The following is an 18,523-nucleotide window of genomic DNA, read 5'->3' as shown; positions in this document are numbered from 1 at the left end:
GGTCTGGGGGTTTTTTTCTTGGGGTTAATTTTGCGTTGAAACCCACCCCCAGACCGCAGAGGAGGCTTCGTATCGGGGTTGGGGCAGGGCCGGGTGCCTCGAACGTTGGGTGCGTCGGGTGCGGTTCGCGAAAGGTCGTGAGGGGAACCCTGAGGGACTCAGAGTCCGTGAGGGTTCCCCTCACGGACAGCTGAGAGGGAACTCGCGCGCGGGCGGTTATCGTGTCGGGCATGAGTAACGTCGAGGCCGAACCAGCTGAACTCACCTGCGGCGAGGGGCCTGCTGCGCCTGGCAAGGTCGAGATCCTCGACGCCCGCTCCGTGCCGCTTGGTGGTCCGCGTGCGATGCCGGTGCGCCGTACTCTCCCTCAGCGCCAGCGTTCCCTCATCGGGGCCTGGTGCTTCGCCGACCACTACGGCCCCGACGACACCTCCGTCAGCGGCGGCATGTCTGTCGGGCCGCATCCGCACACTGGTCTGCAAACGGTGAGCTGGCTGTTCACCGGCGAGATCGAACACCGCGACAGCCTCGGCTCGCACGCGATGGTCCGACCCGGCGAGCTGAATCTGATGACCGGCGGGCACGGCATCTGCCACGAAGAGGTGTCGACCCCGGAAACCACCACGCTGCACGGCGTCCAGCTCTGGGTCGCGCTGCCGGACGAGCACCGGCACACCGCCCGCGACTTCCAGCATTACGCTCCGCCGGCCACCGAACTCGACGGTGCCACCGCGCGCGTCTTCCTCGGCTCCCTTGCCGGGGAAACCTCGCCGGTGAAGACGTTCACTCCCTTGCTGGGCGCGGAAATCGTCCTCGAGCCGGGCGCGGAGCTCAGCCTCGACGCGGACCCGTCCTTCGAGCACGGCGTCCTTCTCGACACCGGAGAAGTCACCTTCGCGGGCACTCCGCTGCAGCGGGCGCAGCTCGGCTACCTCGGTACCGGGGCGACGACGCTTGACCTGCACAACCCCGGATCCGAGCCAGCCCGGTTGATCGTGCTCGGCGGCCCGCCGTTCGGCGAGGAAATCCTGATGTGGTGGAACTTCGTCGGCCGCAGCCACGACGAGATCGCCGAATACCGCGAGGCGTGGGAAGCGAATTCCTACCAGTTCGGCGCGATCGAGCCCTATCCCGGCGGCCCCGCGCGGCTGCCCGCTCCCCCGCTGCCCGCCGTGCGCATCAAACCGCGCCGCAACCCCTCGTGAGTGCTGGTTTCCGCAGCGGAAGGCCCCCTCTCCCGCAACAGTGACGCCGTGGTGACGGTCCGCCGGGAGGCTGGTGGCGATCGCGTCGGCACGGTGAGGGGCGTTGTCATGGATGGGGCCTTTGCCGCGTCGTCGCGGCGGAACGAAGCACCTGCCGCCGCGCCGCCGATCGTGCACGAGGTCCTCAGCTCCCCTGGTCAGCCGCTCGCGCCGGAGACGCAGGCCGTGATGGGCTCCGAACTGGACTGCGACTTCAGCGAAGTCCGGGTGCACACGGACCCGCGCGCCGCCGAGTCGGCCGCAGCGGTCGACGCCGCCGCCTACACGGTCGGCCAGCACATCGTCTTCGGCACCGGCCGCTACCAGCCGCTCTCCGCTGCGGGCCATCGTCTGCTGGCCCACGAACTCGCCCACACCCAGCAACAGGCGACCGCGCCGGCTCCGGCGAACTTGCGCGTCGGCACCACTGAGGACAGCACCGAACGCGACGCCCGCCGAGTGGCCGCGGGCGGACGAGCCCCGGTCTCCGCGGGTCCGGTGGTGCTCCGCCGAAGCCCGCTCACCGACGAGTTGACGACCGACCTACGCACTGGTGGCAAGGGCGGCGTCTTCACCAGGCTGCGGGCGCGAGGTCCGATCACTCAGGATCCGGATCTTGGCCCCTGGATCGACCGGAATTTTCCCGGCGACACCGACGATCGCTGGCTAGCCAAGGAACTGGCCGCGCACGGTGCGGAGCCGCGCTGGACGACCGGTGCCTTCGCTGAACGCGAGCGCCGGGCCAGCGCGGGTCACTGGGATCCCGAACCCGGCAACATCGAGGCGAGTTTCGACGTCGGCCACGGTCCGAACCCGATCCAGGCCTTTTACTTCCCCGGGAAAACCAACCGCCACGCCATGATCGTCGGCGGCGTGCACGGCACCGAAGCCGCCGGTGTCCAGGTGGTCGAAATGCTGCTACAGATCCTCCGGACGCCGGATGCCCAGGGCAAACCGCGCGTACCGACCTTCAGCGTCATCGTCGTGCCCACGCTGTTCCCCGCGAATTACGCGGCCCGCAGCCGGCAATCCCCGGGCGGCATCGACCCCAACCGGAATCTGCCCGCTCGCGGAAAAGTGGCCAGCAGCAAGGTCGACGAGCACCAGGGGCCGATCGACGCGAACAACAACCCCGTCCGGCCGGACACCGTCGCCCCGGTCGACAAGGAGCATCGGCCGCTCGACGCGCAGAACCGGCCGGTCCTGCCGGAAAACCTCGTGCTGCTCGATCTGGTCGACCGATTCCGTCCGGAGCGGATCGCCATGGTCCACGGCGTGACCGGCGGTCCCAACGCGGGCGTGTCCACCGACCCGCGGCCCGGGCACGACCAGCCCGCCGTCACCGACAAGACCGGAGCCACGGTCACTCCGGAAGGGGACGATCTCGCGCTGGCCCGCGAGATGGGCAAACAGGCGATCGCCGGCGGGGCGCGCGCCCCGCTGAACGAGCGGGGCAGCGTCACCTATCCCACGCAGTCGGTGGCTCACCAGGAAGGCGTGACGTTCGGGATGTACGGCTCCAGCGCGGCCGGCAGCCGCCCCGCGATGAACGTCATTCTCATCGAAACGCTCGGAAACACTCGGTCCGACGAAATCAAGAAGCACGACGCCGCACAGAAACGGCAGGTCGAACTGCAGTCGTTCGCGGACGTGCTCAGGAACGTCTTCCTCGAACGGCCCTGAAAGAGTCGCCGCTTGGGGAAAGGACGTCCGCCTAACGCAACCGGTTCCGCGCCCCGGACGGATCGAAGTTCACCCGCCGGAGTGGTCCGGCCGCCAGCAACACCACCGCCACCGCACTCAACGCCGCCAGCACCAGCGCCGCCACGAACCGTGCGGGCACGGACGTCGCCGAAGCCAGCACGACGTATCCGCCCAGCACCACCGCGGACGGCGCGAGCAGCGCGACCGCCGTCAGCACCACCGGAATCCGCCCGCCGTCCGGACGTCTCGCCGAGACGACCGCCGCGCCCGCCGACACCACCGCGGCCACCAGCAGGCACGCGCCCACGGTGTCCGACAGGCGATGCCAGCTGAGCGCGACGGTCGCCGCGGCCACCCAGGCGACGCCGGGCGCACCCACGGCGAGCACCCAGGTACGGAACCGCGCGGGCAGCACGACGGCCAGTGCCAGCAGCACGGCGGTGGCCGCGCTCACGTGCCCGCTCGGAAAGCTGTTGTGGTGCGGGGCTCCGGCCGAACCGACGTCCGGCCGGTCGAGCAGGTAGATCTTGAGCAGCTGCGCGGCGGCCAGCGGCAGCAAGTACAGCACCAGCGCGGTCACCCCGAGCGCGAACCGCTTGCGCAGCACCGCGAGCGCCACGATGACGATCCCGGCCGCGCCGAACACCTCGACCCCGTCGATCCCGGCCAGCGGGCGCGCCCAGTCCACAGTGGACCGCGGAAGGTTCTGCGCGAAGCGGACCACCCCGTCCTCCGCGCGCTGCCCGGCCTCGGTGCGCACGAACAGCAGGTAGGCGACGACGAACGCGCCCGCGAACCCGATCGCGGCCGCGACCAGCACGGCGGTCCGCGAGCGCCGTCGAGGGGCGAGCGCGTGCCGGGGCGCGGACAGGGGCACGGTCGGCGTTTCAGGAGTCAGCACTGCCATGCCTTCGAGCCTGGCCGCGGGATTTCGGGATCTCGTCAGAGCTGTGTCATGGTTTCGCTACAAGATCCGCCCGGCTCGCGCGAATCCGCGGGCATTCCGAATAATGGCCACTGTGGCTGTGGTGCTGGTGGTCGAGGACGACGCGTCCGTGCGCGAGGGCATGGAGCTGGCGCTGCGCCGTCAAGGACACACCGTGCACACCGCCGCGACCGGCGAGGACGGCGTCGCGCAGCTGCGCGAACGCGCGCCGGACCTCGTGGTGCTCGACCTGATGCTGCCCGGCATCGACGGCTTCGAGACCTGCCGCCGGATCCGCGCGCTCGGCCAGGTGCCGATCATCATGCTAACCGCGCGCAGCGACGATTTCGACGTCGTCGCCGGCCTCGAAGCGGGCGCGGACGACTACGTCGTGAAGCCGATCGAGCCGCGCGTGCTCGACGCCCGGATCCGCGCGGTGCTGCGGCGCACCGCTCCCGAGCCCGGTGCCGCCGGTCCCGAACAGCACGGCGACCTGGTGATCGACCGGGCCGGAATGCTGGTGCGCAAGCACGGCGAGCAGGTCTCGCTCACGCCGACCGAATTGAAGCTGCTGCTGGAGATCTCGCGCACGCCAGGCCAGGTGTACAGCCGCAGCCAGCTGCTCGCCTCGGTGTGGGGGCACGACTATCTCGGCGATTCCCGCCTGGTCGACGCCTGCGTGCAGCGGCTGCGCGCGAAGATCGAGGACGTCCCGGCGCGGCCGGACCACGTGCAGACCGTGCGCGGCTTCGGTTACCGGTTCGGTCGCTCGTGAGGCGGGCCAGGCGGTGAAGCGGCTCCGGTCGTGGGTGTCCGGGCTGCGCCTGCGGCTGGTGCTGGCGTTCGCGGCGATGACGCTGGTCGGGGCGGGCGCGGCGGCGGGCGCGAGCTACGTGTCCGCGCGCAACACGATCCTGGCCGGCGTGCAGGATCCGGCGATGGTGCAGCTGCGCGACGAGGTCAGGACGTACCTGCCGCAGCTGACGCTCCCGCCCGACCAGCGGCAGCTCGACAACATGGCGAGTTCGCTCAAAGGCGTCACGACGGTCGTGTTCGGCTCGCTGCATTCGCGCGTCGGGCTGAATCCGGCGGACGTACCCGCCGGGCTGCGCACCGCGGTCGCGGGCGGGACCAGCGTCCAGTTCCAGCGGGTCATCGAGGGCGGGCGTCCGGTGCTCTACATCGGGATGCCGCTGCTGCGCTACGGCGCGACGCGGGGAGAACACACCGGTATCGAGGTCTACAAAACGGTGCCGCTGGCCGCCCAGCAGGCCGCGATCGACCAGCTGGCGACGCGCGCGTGGCAGATGACCGCGCTGGCCCTGCCGATCGCGGTCGCGCTGGCGCTGCTGGCCGCGCGGCAGGTGCTGCAGCCGGTGCGCGCGCTGAACTCGGCGGCCCGCAAACTCGGCGACGGGCAGCTCGACGTGCGCCTGCCCGCCAAGGGTTCCGACGAACTGGCCCAACTGGTCACCACGTTCAACCACACCGCCGCGGAGCTGGAACGCACCGTCGGTTCGCTGCGCGAGATGGAGGCCGACGCGCGCCGGTTCGTCGCCGACGTCTCGCACGAACTGCGCACGCCGCTGGCGGCGATGAACGTGGTCACCGACGTCCTCGACGAGGACGCCGACCAGCTGCCCTCGGACACCGCCGTAGCCGCGCGGCTGGTGTCCTCCGAAACGCGCCGGCTGACCCGGCTCGTGCAGGACCTGGTCGAGATCTCCCGCTTCGACGCCGGACGGGCCGAGCTGCGCGTCGAGGAGGTCGACCTGGCGCAGGCCGTGACGAACACTCTCGCCGCCCGAGGCTGGACCGACTCCGTCGCGGCCGACCTGCCGAACGTCACCGTGCCCGCGGACCCGCGGCGGCTCGACCTGGTCGTCGCCAATCTCGTCGGCAACGCCCTGCACCACGGCGCGCCGCCGGTCGAAATCCAGCTGAGCGCCGACGACGCGACCGTCTCCCTGACGGTCACCGACCACGGCCCCGGGATCCCCGAAGAGGTGCTGCCCAAGGTCTTCGACCGCTTCGCCAAGGCGGACACCTCGCGGGCCCGGTCCGACGGCAGCGGCCTCGGATTGTCGATCGCGCTGGAAAACGCCCGGCTGCACGGCGGCGACATCGAAGCGGAAAACACCGGCGACGGGGCAAGGTTCACGCTCCGGCTGCCCCGCACCGCGCAGGAGGAGCGATGAAACTTCCCCGGCTCTTCCTCGCACTGATTTCGGTCCTGCTCCTGGCCGGTTGCGGCGTCCAGCCGACCGGAGTGGTCCCCGCCGGCGAAGCACCCGGCGGATTCCAGCTGGGCGCGCCGCGTCCGCAAATCACGCTCTACTTCGTCTACGCAGGGCAGCTCAGCCCGGTGCAGCGCGACTGGGCGCGGGACGCGACCCCCACCACGGTGCTGACGGAACTGTTCGGCGGCCCGACGCGCGTAGAAGAACAACAGGGCTTCTACTCGATGCTCTCGCCCGGCCGGCACGTCACTGTCGACACCTCGACCCAGCCGGTGACCGTGACCGTCTCCGAATCCATGAAACTGCTGTATCCGATCGGTCTGCAGCAGGTGGTCTGCACGGTGTCGGCGTCGCTGGCCGCGTCCGGGCAGCCGGTCGGCACGGGTATCACCGTGGTGGCCTCGGACACCAAGCTCGAATCGCTGTACTGCAACTAGCTTTTCTTCCCGGGCAGAAACCCGTACACGACCCGGTCGACGGTCGCCAGGACGACTTCCGTCGCGCTGCTTCCGTCCCGCACCTGCCGCAACGCCGCCTCCAGCGCACCCAGCACCGCACCCGTCAACGCGGCAGCCTCTACCCGATCCAGCTGCGGCGCGCACGCTTCGTAGAGCTTCTCCGCCCAGCGATCGCCCACCTCGGCGTTGCGCAGCAGATATCCGGCGCGCAACGCGGGAACGCCGGCGAGCAGCCGGGTGCGCACCTCGGTGAGCGGATGGTCCAGCGGGAAACTCCACGCCTCCGCCGTCGCCAGCGAGTGCACGGTCTTTTTCACCAGCTCGGCGACCTGCTCGCCGGGTTCCGCCGCGGCGAACACCCCGTCCACCACCTCGTCGTAAAGATGCTGGTCCGCGAAGACGACGTCCTCTTTGGTGGCGAAGTAGTTGAAAAACGTCGCCGGAGAGACCTTCGCCCGCGCGGAGATCTCGGCGACGGTCGTGCCGTCGTAGCCCTGCTCGTCGAACAGGGTGAGCGCCGCCTCGATCAGTGCCTGGCGGGTCCGCCGCTTCTTCTCTTCCCGCAACCCGGTCATGGCGTGGATCTTAGCGTTACTCTAAACTTAGAGTGTCTCTAAGATTGGAGTCCTGATGGAACGGACCGGATGCGTGGTCGCCGGGGGCGGACCGGCCGGCGTGATGCTGGGCCTGCTGCTGGCGCGGGCCGGGGTCGAGGTGGTGGTGCTGGAGAAGCACCCGGACTTCCTGCGGGATTTCCGCGGCGACACTGTCCACCCGTCGACGCTGCGCCTGCTGGACGAGTTGGGCCTTGGTGCCCAGTTCGCCGCCCTGTCCCGTTCGGTCCTGGAACGCATGAAAATGGAGATCGGCGGGCAGACCGTGATAGCCGCCGACTTCAGCAGACTCCGCGGCCCGCACCGGCACATCGCGATGGTGCCCCAAGCCGAATTCCTGGGCCTGCTAGCCGAAGCCGGTGCCGCCGAGCCGAAATTCACCCTGCGCATGGGCGCTTCCGTCGTTTCCTTGCTTCGCGGAGACGGACGCGTCACCGGAGTCCGCTACCGCGACGACGCCGACGTGGTCCACGAACTGACCGCTCCGCTCACGGTCGGTTGCGACGGCCGCTGGTCGACGGTGCGCCATGAACTCGGCCTCGCACTGCGGGAGTCGGAGGTCCCGATGGACGTCTGGCAGGTGCGAGTGCCGAAAGCCGGACCGGGCGAACAGGGGGTGTTCGCCCGGTTCGGCCCCGGATACGCCTCAGTGACGATGGACCGCGGCGACTACTACCAGACCTCGTACCTCATCCCCCGCGGCTCTGATGCTTTGCTACGTTCCGGTCCCATCTCCGGATTCCGCGCACGACTGGGCGAATTGTTCGACTGGACGCCCGCGCAGTTGTCGGCTGTGCATTCATGGGACGACGTGAAGCTGCTCGAAGTGACCATGGGCCTGCTTCCGCGCTGGCACGCGCCGGGCGCGCTGTGCATCGGCGACGCGGCACACCCGATGTCGCCGGTGGGTGGCGTCGGGGTGAACCTCGCCGTGCAGGACGCCGTCGCCACCGCAAGACTCCTCGCGGAACCGTTGCGGCGCGGGGAAGTTCCCGTGTCCCGCCTGGCCGCCGTACGCCGCCGTCGATTGCTGCCGACTGTCGCGGTGCAGACCAGCCAGAGGGGCGAACACGACATGCTGTTGCGTCCCGCACTCGACGGAACCCTGGACCGATTGCCCACACCGATGCGAGTGCTGCAACGGTTCCCGGCACTTTCCGGGGTTACGGCCTATCTGGGCGGTGTCGGGTTGCGACCGGAGCACGCACCGGCTTTCGCTCGACGGTCTACTGTGGACGGTTTGGTGGGTTGAGCTTCTTGCCGGGGCCGTGGCGTTGGTGCGACACAGCCCCGGGCCCACCACCTGACCAGGCGATGTCGGCCGAAGACTGCGGGTTGAGCTCCATGCCGGGGCCACGCCGCGGTCTGCGACGCGGCCCCGGACTCACACCTGCCCAGGGCGATGCACGCTCCGCGTGCGAGAGTCGGCCGGAGAATGTGTCTGGAGCACTAGCCGATTCCTCGGATTCGCCGCTCCAAGCCAGCATCGGCTCGGAATGCGCTGGCCCCGCCGGTCCGGCACCGGAGAGCTGTGCTGGACCAGCTAGGCCCCATGGCACCGCACCGCTGACTGCCTTCCCGCGCCGACCCGCCTCAATGCCCGCCTAAGCGCCGACCTCCCCTGGCCCCGGTCACGCCGGATAAGCCCGCACCAACCGAGCGTCCTGCAACGCGCGCGCCCACCATTCGAGCTGGTCGAGCAACGCCTTCGCCGCGGTCTCGGCACTCGGGTCGAGCGGTTCGCCGTCCTCCCCGAACCGGCCGTGCACGCCGTGGAAGCTCACCGTCTCGCGGATGGTGACCGCGTGCAGCTCGGCGAAGACCGGACGGAGGTGCTCGACCGCGCGCAGCCCGCCGGAAATCCCGCCGTAGGACACGAAAGCGACCGGTTTGGCGTGCCATTCGCCGCGGAACCAGTCGAGGACGTTCTTGAGCGCGGCCGGGTAACTGTGGTTGTACTCCGGCGTGACCACGACGAACGCGTCCGCCGCCGCAAGCCGGGCGGCGACGGGCGCGGCCCCCTCGCCGTTCATCGCGAGCGGCAACGAGATCTCGGCGACGTCGACGATGTCGATCTCGAACCCGCCGTGCCGGTCGGCCTGGCGGGCGAACCAGCGCACGACCGTGGGGGCGAACCGCCCTTCCCTGGCGCTGCCGACGAGCACAGCGAGCCGGACCGGAGCTTCGGACACGTTATTCTCCTTTTTCCCGGGGCGGAACAGGTTTCCCGCCTCCGGAAGAGAGTCTCGAACTTCAACCTCCCTTTAAGTCAAGCTATGCTGAGCGCATGGCGAAGACGGAGCTGCCCGAACTGACCGTGGGCGAACTCTCCCACCGCAGCGGCGTACCAGCGTCGGCCCTGCGGTTCTACGAGGACGAAAACCTGATCCGCAGCAGGCGCACCGCGGGCAACCAGCGCCGCTACCGCCGCGACACCCTGCGGCGGGTCACGTTCATCCGCATGTCGCAGCGGGTGGGCATGCCGCTGGCGCAGATCCGCGAGGTGCTCGCGCTCCTGCCGGACGACCGGACCCCGACCCGCGCGGACTGGTCCCGCATCTCGTCCTGCTGGCGCTCCGACCTGGACCAGCGCATCCGCCAACTGGAACAACTCCGAGACCAACTGAACGACTGCATCGGCTGCGGCTGCATGTCCCTGGCGAAATGCCGCCTGGCCAACCCGAACGACCAACTAGGCCACGACGGCCCCGGCCCGCGAAGGCTGCCGGACCACCGGGGAACAGGGTACGAGTGAGACCTCGCGGCTGGCGAGTTCTCACAGCACGGCTGCACACCATGCGAGACCTCGCCAGCTTCGTCAACCCCGGCGCCGCAACGGTTTGCCAGCCCGCCCAAACAGCGCACAAGTCAGCAACAGGCCGAGTTGCACGCGCATCCAGCCCGATTCTCGCCGCCCTCGTCCGGCACCTACGTCCGCGCGCTCACCGGACAACAGCCAGCCACCGCTGTCCGAGCAGGACCGGTCACTCGCCCGGTGCGGCAGTCACTCCGGCATCGTCATCCCAGCAGCAGCCCCCTCACATAAGCGGCCTGTCCGGCATGCTGGAGGTCGTCCGACAGCACGCTGACCAGCCGCACTCCCAAGGTCACCGGCGGGTTCCAGGCTTCGTCGACCACCCGGTCCAGCGCCGCCGCGTCCAGGCCGGTCACCCAGGACACCGTGTGCTCGTGCACGGCGTCGTAGTAGCCAGTGAGCAAATCCGGCGACTCCGGGCGCACCTGGGCCACGTCCTCGCTGCTGTGCCCGTAGCCGATGTCGCCGGCAGGGAAGGGCAGGTCGAATTTCTCGCGCCAGTCCGCTGCCGTCCAGAGCTGGTCGGTGCCCGCGACGCCGGCGACGTGGTCGTCTTGCACCCTCGCCAGATGCCAAACCAGCCAGCCGATCGAGTTGGCCTCCGGACCGGGGCGCGCCGCCAGTTGCTCCGCGGTCAGCCCGTCGACTGCCTGGTGCACCACTTCCCGCACCCGGCCGAATCCGTCCACGAGCAGATCGGCCACATTCATCTCGCGCTCCTCCTCCGTCGTCGTGCGCTTGCCTCGATCATGCCTCGAAGATCCGGCTCTGCCCAGCACTGTGACTCCAGCGGCGCGAGGGGTCCGCTCGCACCCGCCGAACCGGCTTCAGCACGGGAAAATCCGCTCATCACCCGCGGTGACCGGGACCGTCCACTTCGGACCTGACAGCATCGTCCGGCGTCGGGTAAAATCCGGCGCGCAAGCGATCTGCACGCCGACGACGCGAACGGAGGGCCCCGTGGCGATCACCGCGCCCCGCGCCCTGCCCGGCTTCGACAACATCGCCGGTATCGCGATTCCCGCCTGGGCGGGCATGGTGATCACCGCCGCCTGCGCGGTCTCGGCGATAGTGGTGCTGCTGGTGATTCTGCGCAACCGGCGCAAGTAGTCCACGCGGGACAGCCACTTCGATATCCGCAGGATCTCGAGCGCAGCAGTACGGAATCCAACTGACGGTTACGGGTCCAGCCGCGTGAACCGGCTCGTGATCACGTGGTCCTTGGCCGGCCCGGTCACGACCCATTCCTGTTCCCACCGGCGATCGTCGAGCACGCGGTACGCGCCTCGATACCAGTCGGCGGCACAAGGGTGATCGGCCGTCCACTCCCCGGTCGTCAGGTCCAAGTCGTGGAAGAACCCGCCGTGGTCGAAGTGCACCGCGGCACGGGAACCTCCGGCAGGCCGATAGTGCAGCGTCCGGACGAACGGTCCGCGATGCGCTCCGAGCTGCAGCTCTCCCGACTCTCGATAGACGAGCACCCCGTCGTCAGAAGTGAACGTCGCGCGGCCGCTCGCCTCGCCCATCGCCGCCCCGTCGACGTCGACGATTTCGCGCGCGAGCCGCCATTCGCCGGAAAAATACCCGGTCAGGTCATTGATCGGAAAAGCCACGGATCCCATTGTGCGCCTCCCGCCCGAACGCGAACGGCAGCGGGACACCCGGCTCGGCACCGTCTGTCACGAGGGTGGCGCGAAGGGTCCCGTCATCCCGGCTGTCACCAGTCGTCCCGCTGTTCACCCTGCGCAACCGGACCCTCCGCAGCGCGCGGAAACGGCCGGTGCGATGGGGACTCTCGCGCCGAACCCGGCGGGGCAGGCTCGCCCGGACGGCCCGCCGCCCTAGAATCGGCCGCGTGGCGCACCCCGATCTGGCCGAGCAGGCCACCCGTTCCCCCGCTCTCGAGACCTTGCAGCGCGTCTTCGGCTACGACGCGTTCCGCGGCGACCAGGCGGAGATCGTCGAGCACGTGATCTCCGGCGGCGACGCGCTGGTGCTCATGCCCACCGGCGGCGGGAAATCGCTGTGCTACCAGATCCCGGCGCTGGTGCGGCCGGGCGTCGGCGTGGTGATCTCGCCGCTCATCGCGCTGATGCAGGACCAGGTCGACGCGCTGCGCAACGTCGGCGTGCGCGCCGGATTCCTCAACTCCACCCAGGATTTCGCGCAGCGGCAGGAGGTCGAGGACGCGTTCGTCGCGGGAGAACTCGACCTGCTCTACCTCGCGCCCGAACGGCTGTCGGTCGAATCCACCGTCCGCCTGCTCGACCGCGGCAAGATCGCGCTGTTCGCGATCGACGAAGCGCACTGCGTCTCCCAATGGGGCCACGATTTCCGGCCCGATTACCTGATGCTGTCGTCGCTGCACGAACGCTGGCCGGACGTGCCCCGGATCGCGCTCACCGCCACCGCGACCGAGGCCACGCACAAGGAAATCTCGCAGCGACTCGGCCTGGACAACGCGAAGCACTTCGTGGCGAGCTTCGACCGGCCGAACATCCAATACCGGATCGTGCCGAAGAACTCGCCGCAGAAGCAACTGCTCGAACTCCTGCGCACCGAGCACCAGGGCGACGCCGGGATCGTCTACTGCCTGTCCCGCGCGTCGGTGGAGAAGACGGCGGATTTCCTGGTGCAGAACGGAATCCCGGCGCTGCCCTACCACGCCGGGCTCGACAAGTCGACCCGTGCGAAGAACCAGTCGAGGTTCCTGCGCGAGGAAGGGCTCGTCGTGGTCGCCACGATCGCGTTCGGCATGGGCATCGACAAACCGGACGTCCGGTTTGTCGCGCATCTGGACCTGCCGAAGTCCGTGGAAGGCTATTACCAGGAAACCGGCCGCGCGGGCCGCGACGGGCAGCCGTCGACCGCCTGGCTCGCGTACGGGCTGCAAGACGTGATGCAGCTGCGCAAAATGATCGACAAGTCCGAGGGCGACGAGATGCACCGCCGCCTGCAGGCCCGGCACCTGAACGCGATGCTGGCGCTGTGCGAGACGGTCGAATGCCGACGGACGCAGATCCTCGCGTACTTCGGGCAGTCCGGCCAGCCGTGCGGGAACTGCGACACCTGCCAGACCCCGCCGGAACGCTGGGACGGCACTATTCCCGCACAGAAGCTGCTGTCCACAGTGGTCCGTCTCCGCAACGAACGGCGGCAGAGCTTCGGCGCCGGCCAGATCATCGACATCCTGCTCGGCAAAACGACTCCGAAGGTCACCCAGTTCCAGCACGACACGCTGAAGGTCTTCGGCATCGGCACCGAACTGCGCGAACCGGAGTGGCGCGCGGTAGTACGGCAGCTGCTGGCGCGCAACCTGCTTGCGGTGGAAGGGGATTACGGATCGCTGGTGCTGACCGAAGGTTCGGCCGCGGTGCTGAACGGCTCGCAAGAAGTACAGCTGCGCCGCGAACCCGAACGCCCGGCGCGTGCCCCGCGAACGTCCCGCCGCACGGCAGCGGCCGCTCCGGTCGACATGCCAGCGGAAGCGACGCCGATCTTCGAGCGCCTGCGCGCCTGGCGCGGGGCCACGGCGAAGGAACAAGGGGTTCCGGCGTACGTGATCTTCCACGACGCCACGCTGCGCCAAATCGCCACGCTGATGCCGACGACGCTCGACGCGCTGGGCACGGTGAGCGGGGTGGGCGAGAGCAAACTGGCCAAGTACGGGGAGGGAGTGCTGGCGACGCTGGCCGAGGAGTGAGGCTGGCGCGGAGCTTGGGCCGGGGTTGCCTGGCCGGGAACTCTCGCCGGGGTTGCCTGGCCGGGAACTCTCGCCGGGGTTGCCTGGCCGGGAACTCTCGCCGGGGTCGCCTTCGACAGGAACACTCGCCGGGATGGGTCGCGTGCGGCAGCTGGAGCCGGGGTCTCCTGGCCCTAACGCTCGCCGTGGCCGCCTTGGCTGGGAACCCTCGCCGGGACACGTTGCGTGCGGCAACTGGAGCCAGGGTCTCCTGGCCGGGAACTCTCGCAGAGGTCGCCTTGGACGGGAACTCCCGCCGGGCTGGGTCGTGTACGGCAACTGAGGCCAGCGTCTCCTGGCTGGGAACCCTCGCCGGGACCGGTTGCATACGGTAGCTGGAGCCGACTCGGAGCGAGAGGCTTAGGGTTTGCTGCCGGAGGACGAAACCACGGCAGAGCGACGAACCCTGCTCATTTCGGCAGGCAGTCCGGCAGAACTGTGAACCGGCTGGCGGAGTGACCAGCCAAGACTTGGCAGGCCGTCGAGCTGACGCAGTCCCGCCGATGCTGCCGAAAGTCGGGGATCATCCGGAATGTCGACCGGTATCCGCAGACACCGCGCGAGCCCAGGCTTCACCCGCCAGCGATCCTGATCTGACCGCGCGGCCCCTCGAACATGCGCCCGCGGGCGACCACGCCCCAGCCTTGCGGCAGCACCGGCGCGAACAGGCCCCGAGCTTCTCCACAGGTCACGCACCCCAGACCGCGGGCTCTCGCACGCGAAGCGCACCCCGAGCCCGCACCCCTAGCCCACCCCAAGACCGCTCGAAGCCCGCGCGGCCACTGCCTACTCCCCCAGACAGCCTCCAGCCAGAACCAGCGTCACTCGGCCGTTCGAGGACGGGTCGTGTCCGCGACCTTCCGCACCGCTCCGGAGATCTGCGAGTGGTAGCGGCCGTTGGTCTTCTCGTCCACGAAACGCGCCGCCTTGCCCACGGCCTCGTTGACCTTCTGCGGGTTCTTCCGGACGTACGACACGGCGCTCGCGGCACCGGCCAGCACGGTGAGTTTCTTCATCAGAGCCATCGCTCAAAGTCCCTTCCCCTGCGGAAACCTCCGTCACCTACCCCAACGTCACCCAGCCCCCGCGGGTTCCCGGCGAAACCTGGATGACAGGTGGCGCGCGCGGCGGGCATGATCCACGCGTGCGCGACCTGTCGGCCCTCCCCAAGGTGCATCTCCACGTCCATCTCGAGAGCACCGTCCGTCCCGGCACGCTCAAGGAACTCGCGGCTCTCCACGGCGTCCAGCTGCCGGAGAAGCCCGAAGCGTTCGAGGGGTTCCGGGCGTTCGCCGATCGCAACAGTCTCACTCGATCGTGCCTCCGCGAAGCCGGAGACTTCGAGCGGATCGCGCGCGAGTTCTGTGCGGACGAAGCCGCTCAAGGGACTCGGTACGTCGAGGTCACGTTCACGGCTGCCTCGCACGGGGAACGGGTCGGGGATCTCGAGCTTCCCCTCGACGCGGTCCTTAAAGGACTGTTGGAAGGCGGGAAAGAGCATGGGCTGCAATGGCGGCTGATCCTCGATCACTCGCGGCGGCGGTCGATCGAGCGCGCCGAGAGGACGTTGGAGCTCGCCAAGAAGCACGAGGAGATCATCGGAATCGGGATGGCCGGCGAGGAGAAGTACTCGCTCGCTCCGTTCGAGAAGGTGTTCGTCCGGGCGCGGGAGGCGGGGTTGCACCTCATTCACCACGCGGGCGAGGACGCTGGGCCGGACAGCATCCGGGAGGCGATCGAAATCGGCGGAGCCGAGCGGGTTGGGCACGGAATCCGCATCCTGGAGGACCCGGGACTGACCGCTCAAACCGCGAAGAGCGGGATCGCGCTTGAGGTGTGTCCTTCGTCGAACGTCGCGCTCGGGTTGGTTCCGACACTCCCGCAACACCCGCTGCCCAGACTGGTCGAGGCGGGGCTGAGGGTCACGCTCAACACTGATGTCCCGGACGTCACCGGCACTACGATCACCGACGAATTCACCCGTGCGCGTGAGGTTTTCAGTTACGACGACGCGACCTTGGCTAAGCTGGCAAGCAACGCAGTGACTGCATCGTTCGCACCCGAAGAGACCAAAGCGTTGCTGCATAAAGAGATTGACGACTGGCTCAAGTCGGCAGAAGACGCGTGACGAGCACGCCCAGCTGGTGCGCGGTCCGGCATTCGTGCATTTCCACCAGTTCCGCGTAGTCCGGCGCGGCTGAATCACCGGTCCCCCACAGGGATTGGCGTTCGGGGTTCAGCCAGTGGACGTGCCGCGCGCGGGAGCGGATCGCGCGGACGGCGTCGAGGTTCGGGTCGCCGCCGTTCGTCCGGGCGTCGCCCAGGATGAGGACCGACGTTCGCGGGCCGACGGCGTCCAGCCAGTGAGCGGTAAACTGGCCCAGCGCGCGGCCGTAATCGCTGTGGCCGTCCCAGCGGACTACCGCGGCCTCGCTGAGCATTCGCGCGCCCAGTTGTTCGGGATCGGCGGCTCCGGCGTCGACGAGATGCGTCACCTCGTCGGTGCTGTCGACGAAACCGAAGACGCGGATTTTGCTGAACTGGTCCCGCAATGCTTGCACCAGCAGCATCGTGAAGTTCGCGAAACCCGCGACCGAACCGGAAAGATCGCACAGGAGGATGATTTCCGGGCGGCCGGGGCGGCGGTGCCGGTAGGCTGGCCGCAAGGGCACGCCGCCGGTGGAGAGTGAACGACGCAGCGTTCGGCGCAAGTCGATCTGGCCGCGTGTGGTGCGTTTGCGGCGCGCGGCAAGCCTGGTGGCGAGTTTGCGGGACAGCGGCTGGATCGTGCGCCGCAGTTCGGCCAATTGCGTGCGGCTGGCGATGAGGAAGTCGACGCGGTCCGCGGCGGGGGCGATCGCGTGCTTGGCGATCCGTTCGCGGCCCCGCATTTCGGCGGCTCGGCGGCGCGCTTCGGTACGCACCCGCCCGCGGAATCCCTCGACGCGGCGGCGAATTTCGTCGCGGGTGAGCCGGTCGGTGAACTCGTCCGGAGCGCCGGCGGCGCGCATCGCGGCCAGCACCCGGGAGATGAGCGTCTGCGGCTGCAGGCGGTCCAGCGTCTGGTGCGCGGAGTACCCGCCGCCAGGGCCGGTTCCGACGCCGTACTGGCCCAGCAGGTCCACGGCGATTCCGGCGAGCTGGTCCAGCGCCTGGTCGTCGCCCTCGGCCAGGGCGGCGGCGAGCGCTTCCCGCAGTTCCTCCCGGTCCCGCGGCGGGTTTTCGCGGGCCAGCTCGGGCGCGCCGATGCCAGCCGGGAAGTACAGGTCGAAGGCGGCGTCGAACACCGACCGCTGCCCGCCCCGGCGAACCAGCGCGGCGGCGAGCCCTTCGCGGACCAGCTCGCGGTCGTCCAGGCCGAGCACCTCCAGCGCGGCCGCCGCGTCGGCCGTCTCGCCCGGACCGGCCGGAATGCCTTGCGCCCGCAAGGCCCGCACGAACTCGGCGAGCCGGCCGGTCAGGCCCGGCGCGGTGGTCATGACGCGTCCAGCACCTGGTCGAGGCTCAGCCCGGCCCCGGCCTTCGCGATGTCGTCCTGATGCTTCAGCACGACGCCGAGGCTTTCGCGCACCACGCGCTCGTCGAGCGCGCCCGCGCCCAGCTCCAGCAGCGTGCGCGCCCAGTCGACGGTCTCCGCCACCGACGGCAGTTTCCGCAGGTCCATCGCCCGCAGCGCGGCGATCACGCGCACCACCGAATCCGCAAGCGCGGCCTCGATGCCGGGCACCTTCAGCCGGACGATCTCGCGTTCGAGGTCCTCGTCCGGGAAATCGATGTGCAGGAACAGGCACCGCCGCCGCAGCGCCTCGGACAGCTCGCGCGTCGCGTTCGACGTCAGCACCACGAACGGCTGCTGCGTCGCGGTGATCGTGCCGAGTTCGGGCACGGTCACCTGGAAATCGCCGAGCACCTCCAGCAGCAGGCCCTCGATCTCGACGTCGGCCTTGTCCGTTTCGTCGATCAGCAGCACGGTCGGCTCGGTGCCGGAAATCGCGGTGAGCAGCGGGCGGCGCAGCAGGAATTCCTCGCCGAAGATGTCCGTGCGCGCCTCGTCCCACGTCTCGTCGCGGCCAGCGGTGATCCGCAGCAGCTGCTTCGCGTGGTTCCACTCGTACAGCGCGCGGGCCTCGTCGATGCCCTCGTAGCACTGCAGCCGCACCAGCCGCGAGCCGGTGACCTCGGCGACCGCCGTGGCCAGCGCGGTCTTGCCGACCCCGGCCGGCCCCTCGACCAGCAGCGGTTTCCCCAGCCGGTCGGCGAGGAACACCGTGGTCGCGACCGCGGTCGACGCGAGGTATCCGGCCTCGGCCAACTGCGCCGACACATCGTCGACGGACGAGAAAAACCCGGTGCCCACGTCGCCTCCTAAGCAATCGCTCACCCGCACTGTACTGGGCGGTCGCCACCGAAGACGTCCCGGCGACCAGACATCGGATCTAAGCCCGGGCGCGCGACTCAAGAGCGCCGCGAAGCCTGGCATTCCTCCGACGTATGCCGAGCACCGGAAACGTCGTCACGGCAGGCTGGGAATGACCTGGTCCACCAATTGTTTCGCGACCGCGCAGGACCCTTCGTTGCCCACGGATCGATCGAGGTGCGGCAGCCGCACACGCCTCCCGTCACCGCAGGCGTCCGTTCTCGCGAACGCCTCCGACGGACCGGCACCGAGACGGCGACAGCCAACCCCAGAGCCACCCGCCTGATCATGGCCACGCATAGTACGGAGCCGAATGGGATGTCGCGCACGAAACCGGACTTTGCACCGCTACCCGGATGTCACC

General features: G+C 69.3%; 18 protein-coding genes. 10 read left to right on the top strand and 8 right to left on the bottom strand.

Annotated features, from left to right (window positions below; translation table 11 throughout):
- Positions 1–230 precede the first annotated feature (230 nt).
- Together ACFXI3_RS37610 and ACFXI3_RS37605 are read left to right on the top strand one after the other, a co-directional pair.
- Complete coding sequence (locus tag ACFXI3_RS37610) at positions 231–1,205, top strand: pirin family protein (RefSeq protein ID WP_378406128.1); 975 nt, start codon at positions 231–233, stop codon at positions 1,203–1,205.
- 108 nt (positions 1,206–1,313) lie between these two features.
- Positions 1,314–2,927 carry a DUF4157 domain-containing protein gene (locus ACFXI3_RS37605; protein ID WP_378406126.1) on the top strand — a complete coding sequence of 538 codons (1,614 nt, stop codon included), beginning with the start codon at positions 1,314–1,316 and terminating at the stop codon, positions 2,925–2,927.
- A gap of 31 nt (positions 2,928–2,958) precedes the next feature.
- Here the strand turns inward: ACFXI3_RS37605 and ACFXI3_RS37600 are convergent, their stop codons facing one another.
- On the bottom strand, positions 2,959–3,855 hold the full coding sequence (locus tag ACFXI3_RS37600) for a phosphatase PAP2 family protein (protein WP_344285013.1): 897 nt from the start codon (positions 3,853–3,855) through the stop codon (positions 2,959–2,961).
- Positions 3,856–3,967: 112 nt separating this feature from the next.
- Between ACFXI3_RS37600 and ACFXI3_RS37595 the strand changes: the two genes are divergently transcribed.
- The 3 genes from ACFXI3_RS37595 to ACFXI3_RS37585 all read left to right on the top strand — a co-directional run bounded on the left by ACFXI3_RS37595 (position 3,968) and on the right by ACFXI3_RS37585 (position 6,550).
- Positions 3,968–4,648, top strand: a complete 681-nt coding sequence (locus ACFXI3_RS37595; protein ID WP_378406124.1) for a response regulator — start codon at positions 3,968–3,970, stop codon at positions 4,646–4,648.
- Between the two features lie 76 nt (positions 4,649–4,724).
- Positions 4,725–6,071: an ATP-binding protein gene (locus tag ACFXI3_RS37590; RefSeq protein ID WP_378406132.1), complete on the top strand. Its 1,347-nt coding sequence runs from the start codon at positions 4,725–4,727 to the stop codon at positions 6,069–6,071.
- Entirely contained in the window at positions 6,068–6,550 is a 483-nt protein-coding gene (locus ACFXI3_RS37585; RefSeq protein ID WP_378406122.1) for a hypothetical protein, read from the top strand. The genes ACFXI3_RS37590 and ACFXI3_RS37585 overlap by 4 nt, the downstream gene beginning before the upstream one ends.
- Here ACFXI3_RS37585 and ACFXI3_RS37580 read toward each other — a convergent pair.
- Positions 6,547–7,146, bottom strand: a complete 600-nt coding sequence (locus ACFXI3_RS37580; protein ID WP_378406120.1) for a TetR/AcrR family transcriptional regulator — start codon at positions 7,144–7,146, stop codon at positions 6,547–6,549. The two genes, ACFXI3_RS37585 and ACFXI3_RS37580, sit on opposite strands and share 4 nt — an antisense overlap.
- A gap of 55 nt (positions 7,147–7,201) precedes the next feature.
- Here ACFXI3_RS37580 and ACFXI3_RS37575 point away from each other — a divergent pair, with 55 nt between their 5' ends.
- Positions 7,202–8,437, top strand: coding sequence for an FAD-dependent oxidoreductase (locus ACFXI3_RS37575; protein ID WP_378406118.1), 1,236 nt, complete (start codon positions 7,202–7,204; stop codon positions 8,435–8,437).
- Between the two features lie 379 nt (positions 8,438–8,816).
- Here ACFXI3_RS37575 and ACFXI3_RS37570 read toward each other — a convergent pair whose 3' ends face one another.
- The gene (locus ACFXI3_RS37570) at positions 8,817–9,377 is read right to left on the bottom strand and encodes an NAD(P)H-dependent oxidoreductase (protein WP_344284998.1); all 561 of its coding nucleotides are present in this window, start codon (positions 9,375–9,377) and stop codon (positions 8,817–8,819) included.
- A gap of 95 nt (positions 9,378–9,472) precedes the next feature.
- Here ACFXI3_RS37570 and soxR point away from each other — a divergent pair, with 95 nt between their 5' ends.
- Positions 9,473–9,940 carry a redox-sensitive transcriptional activator SoxR gene (gene soxR / locus ACFXI3_RS37565; RefSeq protein WP_344284995.1) on the top strand — a complete coding sequence of 156 codons (468 nt, stop codon included), beginning with the start codon at positions 9,473–9,475 and terminating at the stop codon, positions 9,938–9,940.
- A gap of 263 nt (positions 9,941–10,203) precedes the next feature.
- Here the strand turns inward: soxR and ACFXI3_RS37560 are convergent, their stop codons facing one another.
- Positions 10,204–10,710 (bottom strand): DUF664 domain-containing protein, encoded by a 507-nt coding sequence (locus ACFXI3_RS37560; RefSeq protein ID WP_378406115.1) that lies wholly within the window; start codon positions 10,708–10,710, stop codon positions 10,204–10,206.
- Between the two features lie 250 nt (positions 10,711–10,960).
- Between ACFXI3_RS37560 and ACFXI3_RS37555 the strand changes: the two genes are divergently transcribed.
- Positions 10,961–11,110 (top strand): hypothetical protein, encoded by a 150-nt coding sequence (locus ACFXI3_RS37555; RefSeq protein WP_344284989.1) that lies wholly within the window; start codon positions 10,961–10,963, stop codon positions 11,108–11,110.
- 68 nt (positions 11,111–11,178) lie between these two features.
- Here the strand turns inward: ACFXI3_RS37555 and ACFXI3_RS37550 are convergent, their stop codons facing one another.
- On the bottom strand, positions 11,179–11,613 hold the full coding sequence (locus ACFXI3_RS37550) for a DUF6314 family protein (RefSeq protein ID WP_378406113.1): 435 nt from the start codon (positions 11,611–11,613) through the stop codon (positions 11,179–11,181).
- A 242-nt stretch (positions 11,614–11,855) separates the two neighbouring features.
- Between ACFXI3_RS37550 and recQ the strand changes: the two genes are divergently transcribed.
- Positions 11,856–13,703 (top strand): DNA helicase RecQ, encoded by a 1,848-nt coding sequence (gene recQ, locus ACFXI3_RS37545; RefSeq protein WP_344284983.1) that lies wholly within the window; start codon positions 11,856–11,858, stop codon positions 13,701–13,703.
- Between the two features lie 860 nt (positions 13,704–14,563).
- On the opposite strand, the gene ACFXI3_RS37540 is transcribed toward recQ, so the two are convergent.
- Positions 14,564–14,767, bottom strand: a complete 204-nt coding sequence (locus tag ACFXI3_RS37540) for an antitoxin (RefSeq protein ID WP_378406111.1) — start codon at positions 14,765–14,767, stop codon at positions 14,564–14,566.
- A 119-nt stretch (positions 14,768–14,886) separates the two neighbouring features.
- Here ACFXI3_RS37540 and add point away from each other — a divergent pair, with 119 nt between their 5' ends.
- A complete protein-coding gene (gene add, locus ACFXI3_RS37535) occupies positions 14,887–15,870 on the top strand; it encodes an adenosine deaminase (RefSeq protein WP_378406109.1) in 984 nt (327 codons plus the stop codon).
- Here add and ACFXI3_RS37530 read toward each other — a convergent pair.
- Together ACFXI3_RS37530 and ACFXI3_RS37525 are read right to left on the bottom strand one after the other, a co-directional pair.
- Positions 15,848–17,221 carry a VWA domain-containing protein gene (locus tag ACFXI3_RS37530; protein ID WP_378406107.1) on the bottom strand — a complete coding sequence of 458 codons (1,374 nt, stop codon included), beginning with the start codon at positions 17,219–17,221 and terminating at the stop codon, positions 15,848–15,850. The genes add and ACFXI3_RS37530 overlap by 23 nt on opposite strands.
- Positions 17,218–18,099, bottom strand: a complete 882-nt coding sequence (locus ACFXI3_RS37525) for a MoxR family ATPase (RefSeq protein ID WP_116203827.1) — start codon at positions 18,097–18,099, stop codon at positions 17,218–17,220. Before ACFXI3_RS37525 ends, ACFXI3_RS37530 begins: the two co-directional genes overlap by 4 nt.
- Positions 18,100–18,523 lie beyond the last annotated feature (424 nt).

The sequence above is a fragment of the Amycolatopsis sp. NPDC059235 genome, assembly GCF_042754125.1.
Classification (GTDB): domain Bacteria; phylum Actinomycetota; class Actinomycetes; order Mycobacteriales; family Pseudonocardiaceae; genus Amycolatopsis; species Amycolatopsis albidoflava.
This window is presented reverse-complemented; position numbering and strand designations above follow the sequence as displayed.